The following is a 20,235-nucleotide window of genomic DNA, read 5'->3' as shown; positions in this document are numbered from 1 at the left end:
GCCTGGTCTCAAAAGACAGGCCCTACGCTGGCCCCCATGGCCACGCTGATCCTCGTACGACACGGGCGGTCCACCGCCAACACCGCAGGGCTGCTCGCCGGATGGACCCCCGGCGTGGCCCTCGACGAGCGCGGCGCCGAGCAGGCCGCCGCGCTCCCCGGACGGCTCGCGGGCGTGCCGCTCGCCGCCGCCGTCACCAGCCCCCTGCAGCGCTGCCGGGAAACCCTCGCACCCCTGCTGGCCGCGAGGCCCGAGCTGGAACTGCACACCGACGAGCGGATCGGCGAGTGCCACTACGGAGACTGGTCCGGACGCAAACTCTCCGAACTCTCCGAAGAACCGCTGATGAAGATCGTGCAACAGCACCCGTCAGCGGCCGCCTTCCCCGGCGGCGAGTCCATGCGGGCCATGCAGGCGCGCGCCGTGGACGCCGTACGCGACTGGAACACGCGGATCGAGGAGCAGGACGGCAGCGACGCGGTCTTCCTGATGTGCTCGCACGGCGACATCATCAAGTCGCTTGTCGCGGACGCCCTGGGCATGCACCTGGACCTCTTCCAGCGCATCCATGTCGACCCCTGCTCGGTGACCGCGATCCGCTACACGCGGACCCGCCCGTTCGTGTTCCGCCTGGGCGACACCGGGGACTTCGGATCCCTCGTACGGCGCCCTGCCACGCCCGAGCCCGTCGCCTCCGACAAGGACTCCGAGGACACCGGGAACGCGGTCGTGGGGGGCGGCGCGGGCGCGGCGTGATCGCGTGGCGCAGTAGGGTGGACGGGCCCACACAAGGGCGCAGACCCGCCCCCGCCGCCGAGACTTGGAGACTGGACGTGCCCCGTCAGGTGTTCCTCTACGACCCCCCGGACCGCTTCGTGGCCGGCACGGTCGGCTTGCCGGGACGCCGTACGTTCTTCCTGCAGGCCTCCGCCGGCCCCCGCGTCACCAGCGTCTCCCTGGAGAAGACCCAGGTCGCCGCACTCGCCGAGCGGATGGACGAGCTGCTGGACGAGGTCGTACGGCGGACCGGCGGAAACGCCCCGGTCCCGGCCATGGCCCCCACGGAGGCCGCCGACACCGCCCCGCTGGACGTCCCCGTCGAGGAGGAGTTCCGCGTCGGCACCATGGCCCTGGCCTGGGACGGCGAGGAACAGCGGATGATCGTCGAGGCCCAGGCACTGGTGGAGCTGGACGTCGAGTCCGACGAGGACCTCGCCGAGGCGGAGGAGCGGCTGCTCCAGGACGAGGAGAACGGCCCGCCGATGCTGCGGGTCCGCCTCACCGGCGCCCAGGCCCGCGCCTTCGCCAAGCGCGCCCTGGACGTGGTCAACGCCGGCCGCCCGCCCTGTCCGCTGTGCAGTCTGCCGCTGGACCCGGAGGGCCACGTGTGCCCGCGCCAGAACGGCTACCGGCGCCAGGCGTGACGGGCCAGGGGGACATGGAGGAACTGCTCGCCAAGGGCGAGCTGACCGTCGTCGGCCGGATCCGCGAGGCATCCAACGCGGTCCTGCTGTGCACCGCCACCTACGACGGCGTGAGCGCCGACTGCGTCTACAAGCCGGTCAAGGGGGAGCGGCCGCTGTGGGACTTCCCCGACGGCAGCCTCGCCCAGCGGGAGGTCGCCGCCTACCTGGTCTCCGAGGCCACCGGATGGGGCCTGGTGCCCCCCACCGTGCTGCGCGACGGGCCCTACGGCGAGGGCATGGTCCAGCAGTGGATCGAAGCCCGGCAGCCGCCGGCGGACTCCCCGGAGGAAGGGCTCCTCGCGCTCGTCGACGGCGAGGACGCCGGCGAGGGCTGGAAGCCCGTGGCCTTCGCCGAGGTCGCAGAGGGCCGCACGGCCCTGCTCGTCCACGCCGACGACCCCAGGCTGCGCCGGCTCTCCGTCCTCGATGCCGTGATCAACAACGGCGACCGCAAGGGCGGGCACCTGCTGCCCGCGCCCGACGGACGGATCTACGGCATCGACCACGGCGTGACCTTCCACACCGAGGACAAGCTGCGCACCCTGCTGTGGGGCTGGGCGGGGGAGCCGCTGACGGACGAGGCCCGCGAGGCGCTCACCGCGCTGGCCGCGCAACTGGCCGACGGAGCCCCCCTCGCCACCCGGCTGGCCGAACTGATCACGGCGGCCGAGCTGGCCGCCGTACGGGAGCGGGTGGCGCACATGCTGCGCACCGGAACGCATCCGCTGCCGTCCGGGCAGTGGCCGGCGATCCCCTGGCCACCGGTCTGAACCGGCCACCGGCCGTACGCACAGAACCGGCCAGACCGCAAGAGCGCCGATCAAGACAACAGTGCAGGTCCAGTTCGTTTCCGGAACATCCGTCCGGTTAGGCTCGACCCATGCATGCCTGGCCCGCTTCTGAGGTCCCCGCCCTTCCCGGCAAGGGCCGCGACCTCCAGATCCACGACTCCGCGACCCAGGGGACGATCACCCTCGCCCCCGGTCCCGTCGCCCGCATCTACGTCTGCGGCATCACCCCGTACGACGCGACCCACATCGGTCACGCGGCGACCTACAACGCGTTCGACCTCGTGCAGCGCGTGTGGCTCGACACCAAGCGGCAGGTCCACTACGTCCAGAACGTCACCGACGTCGACGACCCGCTGCTGGAGCGGGCGCTGCGCGACGGCCACGACTGGACCGAGCTGGCCGAGCGTGAGACCGCGCTCTTCCGTGAGGACATGACGGCCCTGCGGATGCTGCCGCCGCAGCACTACATCGGAGCCGTCGAGGCCATACCCGGCATCGTGCCGCTGGTCGAGCGGCTGCGCGACGCGGGCGCGGCGTACGAGCTGGAGGGCGACATCTACTTCTCGGTGGAGTCCGACCCGCACTTCGGCGGCGTCTCCCACCTCGACGCCGAGGCCATGCGCCTGCTCTCGGCGGAGCGGGGCGGCGACCCCGAGCGCCCGGGGAAGAAGAACCCCCTGGACCCGATGCTGTGGATGGCGGCGCGCGCGGGCGAGCCGAGCTGGGACGGCGGCTCGCTGGGCCGCGGCCGGCCGGGCTGGCACATCGAGTGCGTCGCGATCGCCCTGGAACACCTGGGCATGGGCTTCGACATCCAGGGCGGCGGCTCCGACCTCGCCTTCCCGCACCACGAGATGGGCGCGTCGCACGCGCAGGCGCTGACCGGCGAGTTCCCGATGGCCAAGGCGTACGTCCACGCCGGCATGGTCGCCCTGCACGGCGAGAAGATGTCGAAGTCGAAGGGCAACCTCGTCTTCGTCTCGGCGCTGCGCCGTGCGGGCGTGGACCCGGCGGCGATCCGCCTGGCCCTGCTCTCGCACCACTACCGGGCCGACTGGGAGTGGACGGACGCCGTCCTCGACGAGGCCGTGGCCCGGCTGGAGCGGTGGCGCGCGGCGGTCTCCCGGCCGGACGGCATCGCGGCGGACGCGGTCCTCGAAGAGGTCCGCGAGGCCCTGGCGAACGACCTGGACGCCCCCGCGGCGCTCGCGGCCGTGGACCGCTGGGTGGAGCTCCAGAACGCCACCGACGGCGACGACGAGTCCGCCCCCGGCCTGGTCTCCCGCACCGTCGACGCCCTCCTGGGCGTAGCCCTGTAGGTCCTGTCTGGAGTTCCAGCGCGGGAGAAGGAGCGGTGCCAGACGCCGCAACGCCGCGGGGGGAACTCCAGACAGGACCTAGCCGCCGCGGCCCTGCCGCCGATGCCCCCGGCCCCACCCGGGCCGGGGGCATCGCCCTGTCCGGGCGCGCAGGTCCGGGCCGCCGCTGCGAGGAGCCGTCCCCTACCCGCCCTTCCACCGTTCCCAGGGCTCTGCCCGGACCCGGTCCTCAAACGCCGGACGGGCTGGGAGAACCAGCCCCGCCGGCGTTCGAGGCGCGGGTGTGGGGCGGAGCCCACCTGGCCCGGCGCAGCCCGGGGCGCTTGCGCCGCGGCGCCGCGCGGGTCACGCTTCCGGGGTGCCGTCCCCCGGCTCCTCCGGCGGAGCGGCGGGCGGCTCCTCGCCCGGGGCGTCCGGCTTCCGCTTCGTCGGACGCGTCAGACCGCTCGACGTGTCGCGGAGGTACGAGCCGTCGCCCGGCTCCGCCGCCGGGCCCGCCGCCGGATCCCGCCGCCGCAGGTACCGCTCGAACTCCCGCGCGATGGCATCGCCCGAGGCCTCCGGCAGGTCCGCGGTGTCCCGCGCCTCCTCCAGCGTCTGGACGTACTCCGCCACCTCGCTGTCCTCGGCGGCCAGTTGGTCCACGCCCAGCTGCCAGGCCCGCGCGTCCTCCGGCAGCTCGCCCAGCGGGATCCTGATGTCGATCAGGTCCTCCAGCCGGTTCAGCAGGGCCAGCGTCGCCTTCGGGTTCGGCGGCTGCGACACGTAGTGCGGCACGGCCGCCCACAGCGACACCGCCGGCACGCCCGCATGCGTACAGGCCTCCTGGAGGATGCCCACGATGCCCGTCGGGCCCTCGTACTTGGTCTCCTCCAGGTCCATCGTCCGCGCCAGGTCCGCGTCCGAGGTGACCCCGCTCACCGGCACCGGCCGGGTGTGCGGCGTGTCCCCGAGGAGCGCCCCCAGGATGACCACCATCTCCACGCCCAGCTCGTGCGCGAAGCCGAGGATCTCGTTGCAGAACGACCGCCACCGCATGGACGGTTCGATCCCGCGCACCAGCACCAGGTCGCGCGGTTTGGCGCCGCCGATCCGGACCACCGAGAGCCGGGTCGTCGGCCACGTGATCTTGCGTACCCCGTTGTCCAGCCACACCGTGGGCCGGTTGACCTGGAAGTCGTAGTAGTCCTCGGCGTCCAGAGCCGCGAAGACCTCGCCCTTCCACTCCCGGTCCAGGTGTGCGACCGCACCGGAGGCCGCGTCACCCGCGTCGTTCCAGCCCTCGAACGCGGCCACCATGACCGGGTCGATCAGCTCGGGCACGCCCTCAAGCTCGATCACCCAGGTCTCCTTCCGAAGTTCCTTGCGTATGTGGGTCAGCCTAAGCCTTGAGGGGACACCGGCCACAGCCCACGACAGAGGGGCGGTTCCCCTCGGAACCGCCCCTCTTCCCCACCTGCGTGAGAGCTATGCCTTGCGGGCCAGCATCTCCTCGACGCGGGCCCGGACGGCGTCGTCGTCCAGGCCGCGGATCGTCACCGTCGTGCGGCGGCGCAGCACGTCGTCGGCCGTCTCGGCCCACTCGTTGTCACGGGCGTAGGCGACCTGCGCCCAGATCTCCGGACCGTCCGGGTGGATGCGCTCGGCCAGCGCCGGGTCCTCGTTCGCGATGCGGGCGATGTCGAAGGCCAGGGAGCCGTAGTGCGAGGCCAGGTGGCGCGCGGTCAGCGGGTCCATCCGGGTGCCGGGCCCACGGTCCACCAGAAGCCGGTGCGCGACCGCGTTCGGGTTGGCGACACCCGGCAGCGCGATGCGGCGTACGAGGGACTTCACGGGCTCCATGTCCTCGGTCAGCGGGCTGCCCGGGAGCTTGGCCAGCTTGTCCATGACGACGCGGCCGATGTGGCGGTACGTGGTCCACTTGCCGCCGGCGACCGACAGCATGCCGCCCGCGCCCTCGGAGACGACCGTCTCGCGCTTGGCCTTCTCCACGCCGCCGGGGCCGCCGGGCAGCACGCGCAGGCCGGCGAAGGCGTACGTCATCAGCGAGCGGTCGAGGTCGGCGTCCTTCACCGAGAAGGCCGCCTCGTCCAGGATCTGCTGGATGTCGGACTCGGTGGCGCGCACGTCCGCCGGGTCTCCCTCGTACACCTCGTCGGTGGTGCCGAGCAGCAGCTGGTCCTCCCACGGGAGGGCGAAGGTGATGCGGTACTTGTCGATCGGGGTGGCCATCGCGGCCTTCCAGGGCGACTTGCGCTTCATGACGATGTGCGCGCCCTTGGAGAGGCGGATCGAGGGCATCGAGTGCTTGTCCTCCATGCGCCGCAGGTGGTCCACCCACGGGCCGGTGGCGTTGAGCACGACGCGGGCGTCGATGCCGAACTCGGTGCCGTCCAGGCGGTCCTTGAGCTCGGCGCCGGTGACCCGGCCGTGCGTCTTGCGCAGTCCGGTGACCTCGGCGTGGTTGAGGACGACCGCACCCGACTCGACGGCCGCGCGGACCGTCATGACGGCGACGCGGGAGTCGTTCATCTGGTGGTCGTAGTAGACCGCGACGGCCTTGAGGTTGTCGGTCTTCAGGCCGGGGTTGTCGGCGACGGCACGGGCCGGGGATATGACCTTGCCCATGCCGTCGCCGAAGGCCGAGAGGGCGGAGTAGGCGAAGACGCCCGCGCCCAGCTTGGCCGCACCCACCGGACCGCCCTTGTAGACCGGCAGGTAGAAGGTGAGCGGGTTGACCAGGTGCGGGGCCACGTCCTTGGCCAGCACCCGCCGCTCGTGGTGGTTCTCCGCGACCAGCTTGACCGCGCCGGTCTGCAGGTAGCGCAGGCCGCCGTGGACGAGCTTGGAGGAGGCCGAGGAGGTGGCGCCGGCGAAGTCGCCGGCGTCCACCATGGCAACCCGCAGACCCGACTGCGCGGCGTGCCAGGCCACCGAGGTGCCCAGGATTCCACCGCCGATGACCAGCAGGTCGTACGTGGCCTTCGCCAGCTGCTCGCGGGTCTCGGCACGGCTCGCGTTCGCGCCGGCGGTCGGGTGCGTACCCAGGGCGGGGACGCTCTGCAGGGTGCTCATATCTCTTTCAGCTCCTCGTCGATTGACTCAGCTGGTGCGGTCAGCTGGCGTCTTCGTCGTCGACCCAGCCCATGGACCGCTCGACGGCCTTGAGCCAGCTCTTGTACTCGCGATCCCGCTGATCGGCGGGCATCCGCGGGGTCCACTCCGCCGCGCGGCGCCAGTTGGCGCGCAGGGCGTCGGTGTCGGGCCAGAAGCCGACGGCCAGGCCGGCGGCGTAGGCGGCGCCGAGGCAGGTGGTCTCGGCGACCATCGGGCGCACCACGGGGGCGTCCAGGAAGTCCGAGAGCGTCTGCATCAGCAGGTTGTTGGAGGTCATGCCGCCGTCGACCTTGAGGGCGGCGAGCTCGACGCCCGAGTCCTTGGTCATGGCGTCGGTGATCTCGCGGGTCTGCCAGGCGGTGGCCTCCAGGACGGCACGGGCGATGTGCGCCTTGGTGACGTACCGGGTGAGGCCGGCGATCACACCGCGGGCGTCGGAGCGCCAGTACGGGGCGAACAGGCCGGAGAAGGCCGGGACGAAGTAGGCGCCGCCGTTGTCCTCGACGGAGGAGGCCAGGGTCTCGATCTCGGCCGCGGACTTGATCAGGCCCATCTGGTCGCGCATCCACTGGACGAGCGAGCCGGTGACGGCGATGGAGCCCTCCAGGGCGTAGACCGGCTTCTGGTCGCCGATCTGGTAGCCGACCGTGGTCAGCAGGCCGCTGTAGGAGTTGATGATCTTGTCGCCGGTGTTCATCAGCATGAACGTTCCGGTGCCGTACGTGGACTTCGCCTCGCCCTCGGCGAAACAGGTCTGGCCGAAGAGGGCGGCCTGCTGGTCGCCGAGCGCCGAGGCGACCGGGACACCGGCGAGGACGCCGTCCTTGACGTGGCCGTAGACCTCGGCGGAGGACTTGATCTCCGGGAGCACGTTGAGCGGGACGCCCATCGACTCCGCGATCTTCTCGTCCCAGGCGAGGGTGTGCAGGTTCATCAGCATGGTGCGCGAGGCGTTGGTGACGTCGGTGACGTGCGCACCGCCCTGGGCGCCGCCCGTGAGGTTCCAGATGACCCACGAGTCCATGGTGCCGAAGAGGATGTCGCCGGCCTCGGCGCGCTCGCGCAGGCCCTCGACGTTGTCGAGCAGCCAGCGGACCTTCGGGCCCGCGAAGTAGCTGGCCAGCGGCAGGCCGGTCTCGCGGCGGAAGCGGTCCTGGCCGACGTTGCGGCCGAGTTCCCTGCACAGGGCGTCGGTACGGGTGTCCTGCCAGACCAGCGCGTTGTGGACGGGCTCGCCGGTGTGGCGGTCCCACAGCAGGGTGGTCTCGCGCTGGTTGGTGATGCCGATCGCCTTGACGTCGGCGGCGGTGAAGCCCGGAATGTCCTGGGCGGCCTTGGCGATGGCGCCGGCGACGACCTCCTGGACGTTGGTCCAGATCTCGGTGGCGTCGTGCTCCACCCAGCCCGGCTTCGGGAAGATCTGCTCGTGCTCCTTCTGGTCGACGGCGACGATGCGGCCGTCGCGGTCGAAGACGATGCAGCGGGAGGAGGTGGTGCCCTGGTCGATCGCGGCGATGAAGGGGCCGGTGCTGCTGGTCATGATGGCTGCTCCTGGCAGGTCTGGTGTGTAGGCGGAATCAGGAGTGCGATGCGGATCTTACGAGCGCGGCAGATGCTGATCAGGCGAACGCGATGTTGTAAAGACCGCCGGCGAGCACGGCACCGAGGAGCGGGCCGGCCACCGGGATCCAGGAGTATCCCCAGTCGGAGCCGCCCTTGTTGGGGAGCGGCAGCAGGGCGTGGACTATTCGGGGGCCGAGGTCGCGCACCGGGTTGATGGCGTAACCGGTCGGGCCGCCCAGCGAGAGGCCGATGCCGACGACCACGAAGGACGTGATCAGGACACCGATGACACCGAGGCCCTTGCCGCCGTCCTGGAGGCCCTGGGTCAGGATCGCCAGGACCAGCACGGCGGTGCCGATGATCTCGGTCGCGAGGTTCTGCACGACGTTGCGGATCTCGGGGCCGGTGGAGAAGATGCCGAGCACGGGGCCGGCCACGTCGTGCGGGTGCGGGTCCTCCGGGCCGAGCTTGGCGTCGCGGATGTGCTCGGGGTCGGAGAGGTGTGCGCGGAACTGGCCGAAGTAGGTCACCCACATCACCACCGCGCCGAGCATGGCGCCCAGCAGCTGGCCGGCGAAGTAGACGGGCGTGTCGCCCCACTCGCCGGTCTTGACGGCGAGGCCGACGGTGACCGCCGGGTTGAGGTGCGCACCGGAGAGCGGCGCGGAGACGTAGGCCGCGATCAGCACGGCGAAGCCCCAGCCGAAGGTGATCGCGAGCCAGCCCGCGTTGCGGGCCTTGGAGCTCTTGAGTGTCACTGCGGCGCAGACGCCACCGCCGAGCAGAGTGAGCAGGGCGGTACCGATGGTCTCGCCGATGAAGATGTCGGAGCTGGACACCCGCGACTCCTTACGTACGTCCAGGGGTGGGCGGAAACCGGGTCCCTCCGGTGGTTCCGCGCACTCGGTGAGTGCTGCACCGGTCCTTGGCCTTGTCGCATCCTAGCGCGTATTGCCGGTAGGTGTTCGACAATGTCGACCGGTGAACGGCAGTTTTCCGCCCAGGTGAAGAATGCGTCAAGGGTCGGCCAGGCCAATGTGTCGGATCGTTACCGGCACGTGCGATCAGCCAAATCCGGCCATCTCAAGGTCGAGATATGGCGAAAAATGGGCAGAAGGGGGCCAGGTGATGGCCGGAGCCTGTTAAAGGAAGGTCAGAACCGGCCTGCGCCGAGATCGCGCGAAACCGCCCGCGCGCAGTCGCGCACCGAGGCGACGAGGGCGGCGTGGGGCTCCCCTGACTCGCCGCACACCCGCTCCACGGCGCCCGCGACCGCCACCGCGCCCACCGGCATCCGGCGCCGGTCGTGGATCGGCGCCGCCACCGAGGCGACGCCCTCCCACGTCTCCTCGACGTCCGCGGCCCAGCCGCGCGCCCGGGTCAGGCCCAGGATCTCCTCGAAGCCGGCGGCGTCCGTGACCGTACGCGGGGTGAACGCCTCCCGCTCCACCTCCAGCACCTGGGTGTGCGCGACCGGGTCGTACGCCGACAGCACCTTGCCCAGCGCGGTCGAGTGCAGCGGCTGCATGGCCCCGACCTCCAGCACCTGGCGGCTGTCGTCGGGCCGGAACACGTGGTGCATGATCAGCACCCCGCTCTGGTGCAGCACGCCCACGTACACGCTCTCGCCGCTCGCCCGGGCCAGGTCGTCGGTCCACACCAGGGCGCGGGCGCGCAGCTCGTGCACGTCCAGATAGCTGTTGCCCAGGCGCAGCAGCTCGGCGCCCAGCTGGTAGCGCCCGGAGGCCGGGTCCTGCTCCACGAAGCCCTCGGCCTGCAGGGTGCGCAGGATGCCGTGGGCCGTGCCCTTGGCCAGGCCCAGCGAGGACGCCACGTCCGAGAGCCCCAGCCGGCGTTCGCCGCCCGCCAGGAGTCGCAGCATCGCAGCGGCTCGTTCGAGCGACTGGATGTTCCGTGCCATCGCGCAGCCTCCTGCTGACCTTCGGTATCTCTGACCATCTTGACGTGGTTCGACAATGCTGAACAGTATCGGTCGATGCCGACCTTGCGCACCGTAGGAGATCTGTTCGCCGCACCGCCACCGGGACACCTCGGACAAGCCCCCGCCACAGAATGCAGTCCGCCACGTGGGACACCCACACCGGGGCCGGTGCCTCGCGGTTACGCTGGCCGCGTGCACCCTTGACGCAGAAGGGGTGCAAAGCCGACAGCCGTCGCATCCCAGGGAGCAGTCCATGGCCTCGTTGCCGAACCCGCCCGCCGACACCCAGACCCGGGCCGATGCCCTCCGGGAGGCGCTCGCGACCCGCGTGGTCGTCGCCGACGGAGCCATGGGAACGATGCTCCAGGCGCAGGACCCCACCCTCGACGACTTCCAGCAGCTCGAAGGCTGCAACGAGGTCCTCAACGTCACCCGCCCCGACATCGTCCGCACGGTGCACGAGGCGTACTTCTCGGTGGGTGTGGACTGCGTCGAGACCAACACCTTCGGCGCCAACCACGCCGCCCTCGCCGAGTACGACATCGCCGAACGCAACTTCGAGCTCTCCGAGTCCGGCGCCCGCATCGCCCGCGAGGTCGCCGACGCGTTCACCGCCTCCACCGGACAGCAGCGCTGGGTGCTCGGCTCCATGGGCCCCGGCACGAAGCTGCCGACCCTCGGCCACATCACCTACGCACAGATCCGCGACGCCTACCAGACCAACGCCGAGGGCCTGATCGCCGGCGGCGCTGACGCCCTGCTCGTCGAGACCACCCAGGACCTCCTGCAGACCAAGTCCTCCATCATCGGCGCCCGCCGCGCCATGGAGGCGCTCGGCGTCGACGTCCCGCTGATCTGCTCCGTCACCGTCGAGACCACCGGCACCATGCTGCTGGGCTCCGAGATCGGCGCGGCCCTCACCGCGCTGGAACCCCTCGGCATCGACATGATCGGTCTGAACTGCGCCACCGGCCCCGCCGAGATGAGCGAGCACCTGCGCTACCTCGCGCGCAACGCCCGCATCCCGCTCTCCTGCATGCCCAACGCCGGCCTGCCCGTCCTGACCAAGCAGGGCGCGCACTACCCGCTGACCGCCCCCGAGCTCGCCGACGCCCAGGAGACCTTCGTCCGCGAGTACGGCCTCTCCCTGGTCGGCGGCTGCTGCGGCACCACCCCCGAGCACCTGCGCCAGGTCGTCGAGCGCGTCCGCGGCACGGCGATCGTCCCGCGCGACCCCCAGCCCGAGCCCGGCGCCGCCTCGCTCTACCAGACCGTGCCCTTCCGCCAGGACACCTCGTACATGGCGATCGGCGAGCGCACCAACGCCAACGGCTCCAAGAAGTTCCGCGAGGCCATGCTGGAGGGCCGCTGGGACGACTGCGTCGAGATGGCCCGCGACCAGATCCGCGAGGGCGCGCACATGCTCGACCTCTGCGTGGACTACGTCGGCCGCGACGGCGTCGCCGACATGGAGGAGCTCGCCGGCCGCTTCGCCACCGCATCCACCCTGCCGATCGTCCTGGACTCCACCGAGGTCCCCGTCATCAAGGCGGGCCTGGAGAAGCTCGGCGGCCGCGCCGTCATCAACTCGGTGAACTACGAGGACGGCGACGGCCCCGAGTCCCGCTTCGCCAAGGTCACCCGGCTGGCCCAGGAACACGGCGCCGCGCTCATCGCGCTGACCATCGACGAGGAGGGCCAGGCCCGCACCGTCGAGCACAAGGTCGCCATCGCCGAACGCCTCATCGACGACCTGACGGCCAACTGGGGCATCCGCGAGTCGGACATCCTCATCGACACGCTGACCTTCACCATCTGCACCGGCCAGGAGGAGTCCCGCGGCGACGGCATCGCCACGATCGAGGCGATCCGGGAACTCAAGCGCCGCCACCCCGACGTCCAGACCACGCTGGGCCTGTCGAACATCTCCTTCGGCCTGAACCCGGCCGCCCGCGTCCTGCTGAACTCGGTCTTCCTCGACGAGTGCGTCAAGGCCGGCCTCGACTCGGCCATCGTCCACGCCTCCAAGATCCTGCCGATCGCCCGCTTCGACGAGGAGCAGGTCTCCACCGCCCTCGACCTGATCTACGACCGGCGCACCGGGGACTACGACCCGCTGCAGAAGCTGATGGCCCTCTTCGAGGGCGTCAACACCAAGTCCCTCAAGGCCGGCCGCGCCGAGGAACTCCTCGCCCTGCCCCTGGACGAGCGCCTGCAGCGCCGCATCATCGACGGCGAGAAGAACGGCCTGGAGGCCGACCTCGACGAGGCCCTCCAGACCCGCCCCGCCCTCGACATCGTCAACGACACCCTCCTGGAAGGGATGAAGGTCGTCGGCGAGCTCTTCGGCTCCGGCCAGATGCAGCTCCCCTTCGTCCTGCAGTCCGCCGAGGTCATGAAGACGGCCGTGGCCTACCTCGAACCCCACATGGAGAAGACCGACGACGAGGGCAAGGGCACCATCGTCCTGGCCACCGTCCGCGGCGACGTCCACGACATCGGCAAGAACCTCGTCGACATCATCCTGACCAACAACGGCTACAACGTCGTCAACATCGGCATCAAGCAGCCCGTCTCCGCGATCCTCGAAGCCGCCCAGGAACACAAGGCCGACGTCATCGGCATGTCCGGCCTCCTCGTGAAGTCCACCGTGATCATGAAGGAGAACCTGGAGGAGCTGAACCAGCGCAAGCTGGCCGCCGACTACCCGGTGATCCTCGGCGGCGCCGCCCTCACCCGCGCCTACGTCGAACAGGACCTCCACGAGATCTACGAGGGCGAGGTCCGCTACGCACGCGACGCCTTCGAGGGCCTGCGCCTCATGGACGCCCTCATCGCCGTCAAGCGCGGCGTCCCCGGCGCCGCCCTGCCCGAGCTCAAGCAGCGCCGCGTCGCCAAGCGGGACACCCCCCTCCAGGTGGAGGAGCCGCAGGAGCCCGGCGGCCGCTCGGACGTGGCCGTCGACAACCCGGTGCCCACCCCGCCGTTCTGGGGCACCCGCGTGGTCAAGGGCATCCCGCTCAAGGACTACGCCTCCTGGCTGGACGAGGGAGCCCTCTTCAAGGGCCAGTGGGGCCTCAAGCAGGCGCGCGCGGGCGGTGCCACGTACGAGGAGCTCGTCGAGAGCGAGGGCCGCCCGCGCCTGCGCGGCCTGCTGGAGAAGCTGCACACGGAGAACCTGCTGGAGGCGGCCGTCGTCTACGGCTACTTCCCCTGCGTCTCCAAGGGCGACGACCTGATCATCCTCGACGACGCCGGCAACGAGCGGACCCGCTTCACCTTCCCGCGCCAGCGCCGCGGCCGCCGCCTGTGCCTCGCGGACTTCTTCCGCCCCGAGGAGTCCGGCGAGACCGACGTCGTCGGCCTCCAGGTGGTCACCGTCGGCTCGAAGATCGGCGAGGCCACGGCCAAGCTCTTCGAGTCCGACTCCTACCGCGAGTACCTGGAGCTGCACGGCCTCTCCGTCCAGCTCGCCGAGGCCATGGCCGAGTACTGGCACGCCCGGGTCCGCGCCGAGCTCGGGTTCGGCGGCGAGGACCCGGCCAAGGTCGAGGACATGTTCGACCTCAAGTACCGCGGCGCCCGCTTCTCCCTCGGCTACGGCGCCTGCCCCGACCTGGAGGACCGCGCGAAGATCGCCGACCTCCTCCAGCCGGAGCGGATCGGCGTCCACCTCTCGGAGGAGTTCCAGCTCCACCCGGAGCAGTCGACGGACGCCATCGTGATCCACCACCCCGAAGCGAAGTATTTCAACGCACGCTGAGCTCCGCCGACGTACACTTGTCGGTCCCATACAGGCCGGTCGCCTGTTCCCCGGGGGATGCCCCGCGGGAAGAGGCGACCGGCCTTCTCGTCCCCTCAGAGAGGCAGGCGCATGACGAGCACCGTTCCCGCCCCCGTCACCCGCACGGCCGACGGCTCGGCACTGCAGGCGGTGCTGCTCGACATGGACGGCACCCTGGTGGACACCGAGGGCTTCTGGTGGGAGGTCGAGGCGGAGGTCTTCCGCGAGCTCGGCCACCGCCTGGACGACGCCTGGCGCGACGTGGTCGTCGGCGGCCCCATGACCCGCAGCGCGGGCTTCCTCATCGAGGCGACCGGCGCCGCCATCGGCATCGCCGAGCTGAGCGTCCTGCTCAACGAGCGCTTCGAGGCCCGTATCGCCGACCGGGTTCCCCTGATGCCCGGCGCCGAGCGGCTGCTGGCCGAGCTGGCCCGGCACAACGTGCCCACCGCCCTCGTCTCCGCCTCCCACCGCCGGGTCATCGACCAGGTGCTGCTCACCCTCGGCCGCGACCGCTTCACGATGACGGTCGCCGGCGACGAGGTCGCCCGTACCAAGCCGCACCCCGATCCGTACCTGCTCGCGGCGCGGACGCTCGGCGCCCACCCGTCGCGGTGCGCGGTCATCGAGGACACCAGCACCGGTGTGGCGGCCGCCGAGGCCGCCGGCTGCCGGGTCGTGGCCATCCCGTCGGTCGGCGGGATCGAACCGGCTCCGGGGCGTACGGTCGTCCGCTCACTGGAGGACGTCGACCTGGAGTTCCTGCGCTCCCTCATCGTCCCCATGAACTGACAGTGACGACAGGCCCGGTAACGGCGCCCGCCCGGCCCAAGTGGACACATCGGCATGCACTGGCGTACATCGGTATGCATCACCACGCACCGAAACCCCCCGTGCACGCTCCGTACCGAATGGAACCCTGTCGCGTCGCGCCACGACGGAAAAATCTTCCGCCGTGGGCCCCGGAGGCTGAAATTCCATCCTCTCCGGCGCCGTTGCGCAGGGTGACCTTGGTCACGCGTCACACCCAAAACGGACCTGTCCGGAGGCCCTGGCGGCTTCCAATGTGTCCCCATTGATCAGCCCCTGACCGAATCTGCGCAGCCCTGCCTGTGAACAGGCAGTTCCCTCCGATCACAGTGCGATTACGTCCCAAGTCCGGCCAGTTCCAGCCATCCCGCCCCGGACCACTAGTGTCGAGCCCGGCACTGCGCCGCACCCAGCCGTCCCGGACACACACACCCCTGTGCCGGAACCGCGTGGACCGATCGTCACAACACCGGCCCGATCGTTCCGCCCCGAACGGGCGACCGCCGCGAAGTGCCCTTCACACCGCTTTGAGCAAGTGCCGGTCACAGGGAGTACTTCCAGCATGAACCGCAAGACCATGGTGCTGACGGCCGCGGCCGGACTGCTCACCCCCGCGCTGGCCGCATGCGGCACCGCGAGCGGTGGGGGAGCAGGATCCGCGGCGATCGTCGTCGGCACCACCGACCGGTTCGAGGCCGCAGACTTCGCTCCCGCCCCCTTCGACCCCGCATACGCCTACGACGCCGGCGCCTGGAACATCCTGCGCCAGACCGTCCAGACGCTGATGCACACCCCGCGCGGCGGCGGCCAGCCCGTCCCCGAAGCGGCCTCCGCCTGCCGCTTCACCGACTCCGGCAACGAGAGCTACCGCTGCACCCTGCGCCCCGGCCTCAAGTTCGCCAGCGGCGACCCGCTCACCGCCAAGGACGTCAAGTTCTCCATCGACCGCGTCCTCGCGATCAAGGACGAGAACGGCCCCTCCTCGCTCCTCTCCACCCTCGACAACGTCGAGGTCAAGGGCGAGGACACCGTCGTCTTCCACCTGAAGACCCCGGACGCGACCTTCCCCTTCAAGCTCTCCACCCCCGCCGCCGGCATCGTCAGCGAGAAGAGCTACGACGCCGACAAGCTCCGCGAAGGCTTCGCAGTCGACGGCTCCGGGCCCTACACCATGAAGGCCGAGGTCAAGGACAACCGCCTCGTCCGCGCCGTCTTCAGCAAGAACCCCCACTACAAGGGCGACCTCAAGCTGCACAACGACAAGGTCGAGCTGCGCACCTACCCCGACTCCCCGGCCATGGGCAAGGCACTCACCGACGGCAGGATCCACGTGGTCTCCCGCACCCTGTCGCCCACCCAGATCAACGAGCTCAGCGCCAACCCGCCCAAGGGCGTCAAGCTCGTCCCGATGCCCGGCCTGGAAATCCGCTACATCGGCTTCAACACCGACGCGCCCGTCGTCAAGGACAAGGCCGTCCGTCAGGCCCTCGCCGCGGCCGTCGACCGCAGCGCGCTCGTCTCCAAGGTCTACGGCAATTCCGCCCAGCCGCTCTACTCGCTGGTCCCCACCAGCGTGACCGGCCACGTCAACTCCTTCTACAACAAGTACGGCGACGCCAACACCCCCAAGGCCGCCGCACTGCTGAAGGACGCCGGAATCAAGACCCCCGTCAAGCTGACCCTGCACTACACCAGCGACCACTACGGCGACGGCACGGCGGCCGAGTTCGAGGCCCTCAAGGCCCAGCTCAACTCCACCCACCTCTTCGACATCACCGTCCAGGGCAGCGAATGGTCGGACTTCCGGCCCGCGCAGAAGATGGGCGAGCACGCCGCCTACGGGCTCGGCTGGTTCCCCGACTACCCGGACGCCGACAACTTCCTCGCCCCGTTCCTGGAGCAGGACAACTTCCTGGGCACGCCGTACGCCAACAACGCGGTGCGCACCAGGCTCCTCCCCGAGTCCCGGCGCGCGGTCGACCGAAACGTCGCCGCGCCCGCGGTCACGGAGATGCAGGACATCGTCGCCGAGGACGTACCCGTCCTGCCCCTGTGGCAGGGCAAGCAGTACGTCGCCGCACGCGACGGAATCACCGGAGTGGAGTGGTCGGTCAACGCCATCTCCGACCTCCAGTTGTGGGAGCTCGGCCGCGGCGTAAGCGGCTGAGCAAGGCAAAGACCGGCAGCGGGTGTCGCGGGCCGGAGCAACGAAACAGTTCGACTGTGAAGGACGTTCGCGTGAATCGACGTAACCAGTGGCTGGCGGCCCCGCTCGGCGCAGCCACCGCCGCCGCGCTGCTCAGCGGTTGCGGTTCGACCGATGGCTCCAATGCCGGCAGCGGCAAGGGCGTGGTCATGGGTATATCCGACAAGGTGAAGTCCACCGACCCGGCATCCGGCTACGACCCGGGCTCCTGGCTGCTCTTCAACAACGTCTTCCAGTCGCTGCTGAGCTTCCCCAAGGGCGGCACCACCCCCGAGCCCGACGCCGCCCAGAGCTGCGCCTTCGAGGGCGGCGACAGCAAGCTCTTCAAGTGCACGCTGAAGAAGGACCTGAAGTTCAGCAACGGCAACGAGCTCACCTCCAAGGACGTCAAGTACTCCTTCGAGCGCACGCTGAAGATCAACGACGAGAACGGCCCCGCCGTCATGCTCGCCTCGATCGCCGGCATCGACGCCCCCGACGACCAGACCGTCGTCTTCCGCCTGAAGACCTCCGACGCCACCTTCCCGAGCAAGATCGCCTCGGGTGCGGGCTCCATCGTCGACCACCGCGAGTACCCGGCCGACAAGCTCCGCACCGACAACAAGGCCGTCGGCTCCGGCGTCTACAAGCTCGACTCCTTCAGCGACAAGAGCGCCACCTTCTCCGTCAACGAGTCCTACACGGGCAAGGCCAAGGCGAAGAACACCGGCGTCACCCTGAAGTTCTTCAACGGCGACCAGGCCGGCCTCAAGACCGTCCTCGAAAACGGAGACGTCGACTTCGCCTTCCGCGGCCTCGCCGCCAAGGACATCGCCGCCCTCGCCTCCACCAAGACCGGCGACGACAAGGTCGACGTCGTCCAGGGCACCGGCGCCGAAGTCGAGCACATGGTCTTCAACATCAACGACCCCGTCGTCGGCAAGCTCCCCGTCCGCAAGGCCATCGCCTACCTCGTGGACCGCGAAGCCCTCGTCAAGGACGTGTACGCCGGCACCGCCACCGCCCTGTACTCCATCGTCCCCGCCGGCATCGCCGGCCACACCACGCCGTTCTTCGACCGCTACGGCGGCACCCCGCAGCCCGAGAAGGCCAAGGCCGTCCTCAAGGCCGCCAACATCAACGGCAAGGTCAAGGTCACCCTGTACTCGACCCCGTCCCGCTACGGCCCCTCCACCGACCAGCAGTTCGAGGTCATCGCCAAGCAGCTCAACGACAGCGGCCTCTTCGAGGCCGACGTCAAGTCCGTCGAGTACGAGCAGTACGAGAAGGACATCCAGGCGGGCAAGTACGGCATCTACGTCAAGGGCTGGGTCCCCGACTACCCGGACGCCGACAACTTCACCCAGCCGTTCTTCGGCCCGGGCAACGTCCTGAACAACAACTACGACAACAAGGAGATCACCGGGACGATCATCCCGTCGACCTCCGCGAAGTCCGACCGCACCGCGGCCAACACCGACTACGACCGCCTCCAGGACATCGTCGCCGACGAGCTCCCGCTCCTCCCGCTCTGGCAGGGCAAGCAGTACGCCGTCACCCGCCAGAACGTCAACGGCCTCCAGTGGTCCCTGGACGCCTCCACCGTCTTCCGCTTCTGGGAGATCAGCAAGGGCTGACGCGAGCCTTCTTCGGAGGCTCGGTTCGCCTCCGGGCCCGCTGGTGTCGGCTCCAGGAGGGCGTACGTCCTCGGAATCCGCTCGTTCCTCACGGATTCCTGCGGGCGCTCGCCCTCCTTCGCCGACGCGGGCCCTTCGGCTCACTCGCCCGTGCAGCGGTTGCGTCGGGCCGGAGGCCCGTAGGAACCTGCGCCCGAGGCGCCGACAGCCTGCGACGGCTCTTGGGCGTCGGGCCGGAGCCCCGTAGGGGCCCGCGCCGGAGGCGCCGGCGGACCTGCGGGGCTACTGGGCTCCGGGCCGGACCAGACCGCTCTCGTACGCGTACACCGCCGCCTGGACCCGGTCACGCAGCCCCAGCTTCGTCAGAACGTGCCCCACGTGCGTCTTGACCGTCGTCTCGCTCACGAACAGGTCCGCCGCGATCTCCGCGTTCGACAGGCCCCGCGCCACCAGCTTCAGCACCTCCACCTCACGCTCGGTCAACGTCCCCAGCGTGTCCGGGACGCGCTCGTCACCCGACGGCAGATGCCCCGCGTACTTGTCCAGCAGCCGCCGCGTGATGCTCGGCGCGAGCATCGCCTCGCCCGCCGCCACCACCCGGATAGCCTGCACCAGCTCGTTGGCCGGCGCGTCCTTCAGCAGGAACCCGCTCGCCCCCGCCCGCAGCGCCTCCACCACGTACTCGTCCAGATCGAACGTGGTCAGCACCAGAACCTTCGCCGGACCGTCCCGACCCGGCCCGGTGATCTGCCGCGTCGCCTCGACCCCGTCCATCCGCGGCATCCGGATGTCCATCAGCACCACATCCGGCTGCAGCGCCCGCACCTGGTCCAGCGCCTGCAGGCCGTCCCCGGCCTCACCGACCACCGCCAGGTCCTCCTCCGCCTCCAGGATCATCCGGAAGCCGGTGCGCAACAGTGGCTGGTCGTCGACCAGGAGAACGCGGATGGCCACGGGCGATACCTCGTATTCGTCGGACGGCTTCGGCGGACACGCCCATTCTGCCCTGACCCGACGATCAAGAAATCCCGCCCCGGCACCCGTGCGACGGCGACCGTTCCCGGCTGGCAGGCTGAGGGGATGAAAGTCTGGAGCACCTCCACCGAGAACGAGCTGCGGCGCCTGATCAACGAGTGGGATCCGATCGGCGTCGCCGACTCGGTGCGGGACGAGTACGACTGCATGCTTGCGCCGCTCCTCGGACGGCTCCGCAGCGGCGCCGACCAGGCCGAGATCGCCGAGTTCCTGCAGCACGAGCTGGAGGACCACTTCGGTCTCGAATCCCCGTGCCCGCGGCCCGACGCGATAGCCGCCCGGCTGGTCACCTGGTGGACATCGACCGGCCCGGCCCGCCGACGCTCCGCGTCGACTCCCTCCTCCGCCTTGGATTCGACGGCACCAGACGCCGCTCCTTCTCCCGCGCCGGAACTCCAGACACGACCTAAGGCCCTACGCCAAAGTCCCGCCTGGCCAGCGGCCACCTTGACCAGGCACGACTAGGGCCTGTATCGAGTTGCCCCGCGGCGTCGCGACGCCCGGCACGCACCCTCGGCGTGCCGGCCGGAAGCGCTCGTACGGGACGTACGTGGCTTTCGGCCGGTGCGGCGAGAGTGCGTGCCGG

15 protein-coding genes are annotated in these 20,235 nt (G+C 70.4%); 9 read left to right on the top strand and 6 right to left on the bottom strand.

The features are described 5' to 3' along the window. The first annotated feature begins 36 nt into the window (after window positions 1-36). The 4 genes from ACFWFZ_RS29285 to mshC all read left to right on the top strand — a co-directional run bounded on the left by ACFWFZ_RS29285 (window position 37) and on the right by mshC (window position 3,576). Window positions 37-756, top strand: a complete 720-nt coding sequence (locus ACFWFZ_RS29285) for a histidine phosphatase family protein (protein ID WP_387126060.1) — start codon at window positions 37-39, stop codon at window positions 754-756. A gap of 77 nt (window positions 757-833) precedes the next feature. Further along, on the top strand, window positions 834-1,424 hold the full coding sequence (locus tag ACFWFZ_RS29280) for a DUF3090 domain-containing protein (protein WP_387126058.1): 591 nt from the start codon (window positions 834-836) through the stop codon (window positions 1,422-1,424). Next, complete coding sequence (locus ACFWFZ_RS29275) at window positions 1,388-2,236, top strand: SCO1664 family protein (protein ID WP_387126056.1); 849 nt, start codon at window positions 1,388-1,390, stop codon at window positions 2,234-2,236. Before ACFWFZ_RS29280 ends, ACFWFZ_RS29275 begins: the two co-directional genes overlap by 37 nt. Before the next feature lie 110 nt (window positions 2,237-2,346). Beyond that, window positions 2,347-3,576 carry a cysteine--1-D-myo-inosityl 2-amino-2-deoxy-alpha-D-glucopyranoside ligase gene (gene mshC, locus ACFWFZ_RS29270; RefSeq protein WP_387126054.1) on the top strand — a complete coding sequence of 410 codons (1,230 nt, stop codon included), beginning with the start codon at window positions 2,347-2,349 and terminating at the stop codon, window positions 3,574-3,576. Between the two features lie 345 nt (window positions 3,577-3,921). Here mshC and ACFWFZ_RS29265 read toward each other — a convergent pair whose 3' ends face one another. The 5 genes from ACFWFZ_RS29265 to ACFWFZ_RS29245 all read right to left on the bottom strand — a co-directional run bounded on the left by ACFWFZ_RS29265 (window position 3,922) and on the right by ACFWFZ_RS29245 (window position 10,177). Then, window positions 3,922-4,917: a PAC2 family protein gene (locus tag ACFWFZ_RS29265; RefSeq protein ID WP_387126052.1), complete on the bottom strand. Its 996-nt coding sequence runs from the start codon at window positions 4,915-4,917 to the stop codon at window positions 3,922-3,924. A gap of 126 nt (window positions 4,918-5,043) precedes the next feature. After that, window positions 5,044-6,651 (bottom strand): FAD-dependent oxidoreductase, encoded by a 1,608-nt coding sequence (locus tag ACFWFZ_RS29260; RefSeq protein WP_387126050.1) that lies wholly within the window; start codon window positions 6,649-6,651, stop codon window positions 5,044-5,046. 40 nt (window positions 6,652-6,691) lie between these two features. Next, a complete protein-coding gene (gene glpK, locus ACFWFZ_RS29255) occupies window positions 6,692-8,233 on the bottom strand; it encodes a glycerol kinase GlpK (protein WP_387126048.1) in 1,542 nt (513 codons plus the stop codon). A 79-nt stretch (window positions 8,234-8,312) separates the two neighbouring features. Then, window positions 8,313-9,095, bottom strand: coding sequence for an MIP/aquaporin family protein (locus tag ACFWFZ_RS29250; RefSeq protein ID WP_387126046.1), 783 nt, complete (start codon window positions 9,093-9,095; stop codon window positions 8,313-8,315). 314 nt (window positions 9,096-9,409) lie between these two features. Further along, entirely contained in the window at window positions 9,410-10,177 is a 768-nt protein-coding gene (locus ACFWFZ_RS29245) for an IclR family transcriptional regulator (RefSeq protein ID WP_387126044.1), read from the bottom strand. Window positions 10,178-10,451: 274 nt separating this feature from the next. Here ACFWFZ_RS29245 and metH point away from each other — a divergent pair, with 274 nt between their 5' ends. The 4 genes from metH (at window position 10,452) to ACFWFZ_RS29225 (ending at window position 18,614) form a co-directional block, all read left to right on the top strand. Continuing rightward, entirely contained in the window at window positions 10,452-13,961 is a 3,510-nt protein-coding gene (gene metH, locus ACFWFZ_RS29240) for a methionine synthase (protein WP_387126042.1), read from the top strand. A 111-nt stretch (window positions 13,962-14,072) separates the two neighbouring features. Then, on the top strand, window positions 14,073-14,774 hold the full coding sequence (locus tag ACFWFZ_RS29235; protein ID WP_387126040.1) for an HAD family hydrolase: 702 nt from the start codon (window positions 14,073-14,075) through the stop codon (window positions 14,772-14,774). Window positions 14,775-15,354: 580 nt separating this feature from the next. Continuing rightward, on the top strand, window positions 15,355-16,959 hold the full coding sequence (locus ACFWFZ_RS29230; RefSeq protein ID WP_387126038.1) for an ABC transporter substrate-binding protein: 1,605 nt from the start codon (window positions 15,355-15,357) through the stop codon (window positions 16,957-16,959). A gap of 71 nt (window positions 16,960-17,030) precedes the next feature. Beyond that, window positions 17,031-18,614, top strand: a complete 1,584-nt coding sequence (locus tag ACFWFZ_RS29225; protein WP_387126036.1) for an ABC transporter substrate-binding protein — start codon at window positions 17,031-17,033, stop codon at window positions 18,612-18,614. A 282-nt stretch (window positions 18,615-18,896) separates the two neighbouring features. Here ACFWFZ_RS29225 and ACFWFZ_RS29220 read toward each other — a convergent pair whose 3' ends face one another. Then, complete coding sequence (locus ACFWFZ_RS29220; protein ID WP_387126034.1) at window positions 18,897-19,568, bottom strand: response regulator; 672 nt, start codon at window positions 19,566-19,568, stop codon at window positions 18,897-18,899. Between the two features lie 126 nt (window positions 19,569-19,694). On the opposite strand from ACFWFZ_RS29220, the gene ACFWFZ_RS29215 reads away from it, so the two are divergent. Further along, window positions 19,695-20,114 carry a hypothetical protein gene (locus ACFWFZ_RS29215; RefSeq protein WP_387126032.1) on the top strand — a complete coding sequence of 140 codons (420 nt, stop codon included), beginning with the start codon at window positions 19,695-19,697 and terminating at the stop codon, window positions 20,112-20,114. Window positions 20,115-20,235 lie beyond the last annotated feature (121 nt).

Origin of the sequence: Streptomyces sp. NPDC060232, assembly GCF_042726555.1 — a bacterium.
GTDB lineage: Bacteria > Actinomycetota > Actinomycetes > Streptomycetales > Streptomycetaceae > Streptomyces.
The sequence above is the reverse complement of the archived record's forward strand: the minus strand, read 5'-3'. Positions and strand labels throughout refer to the sequence as shown.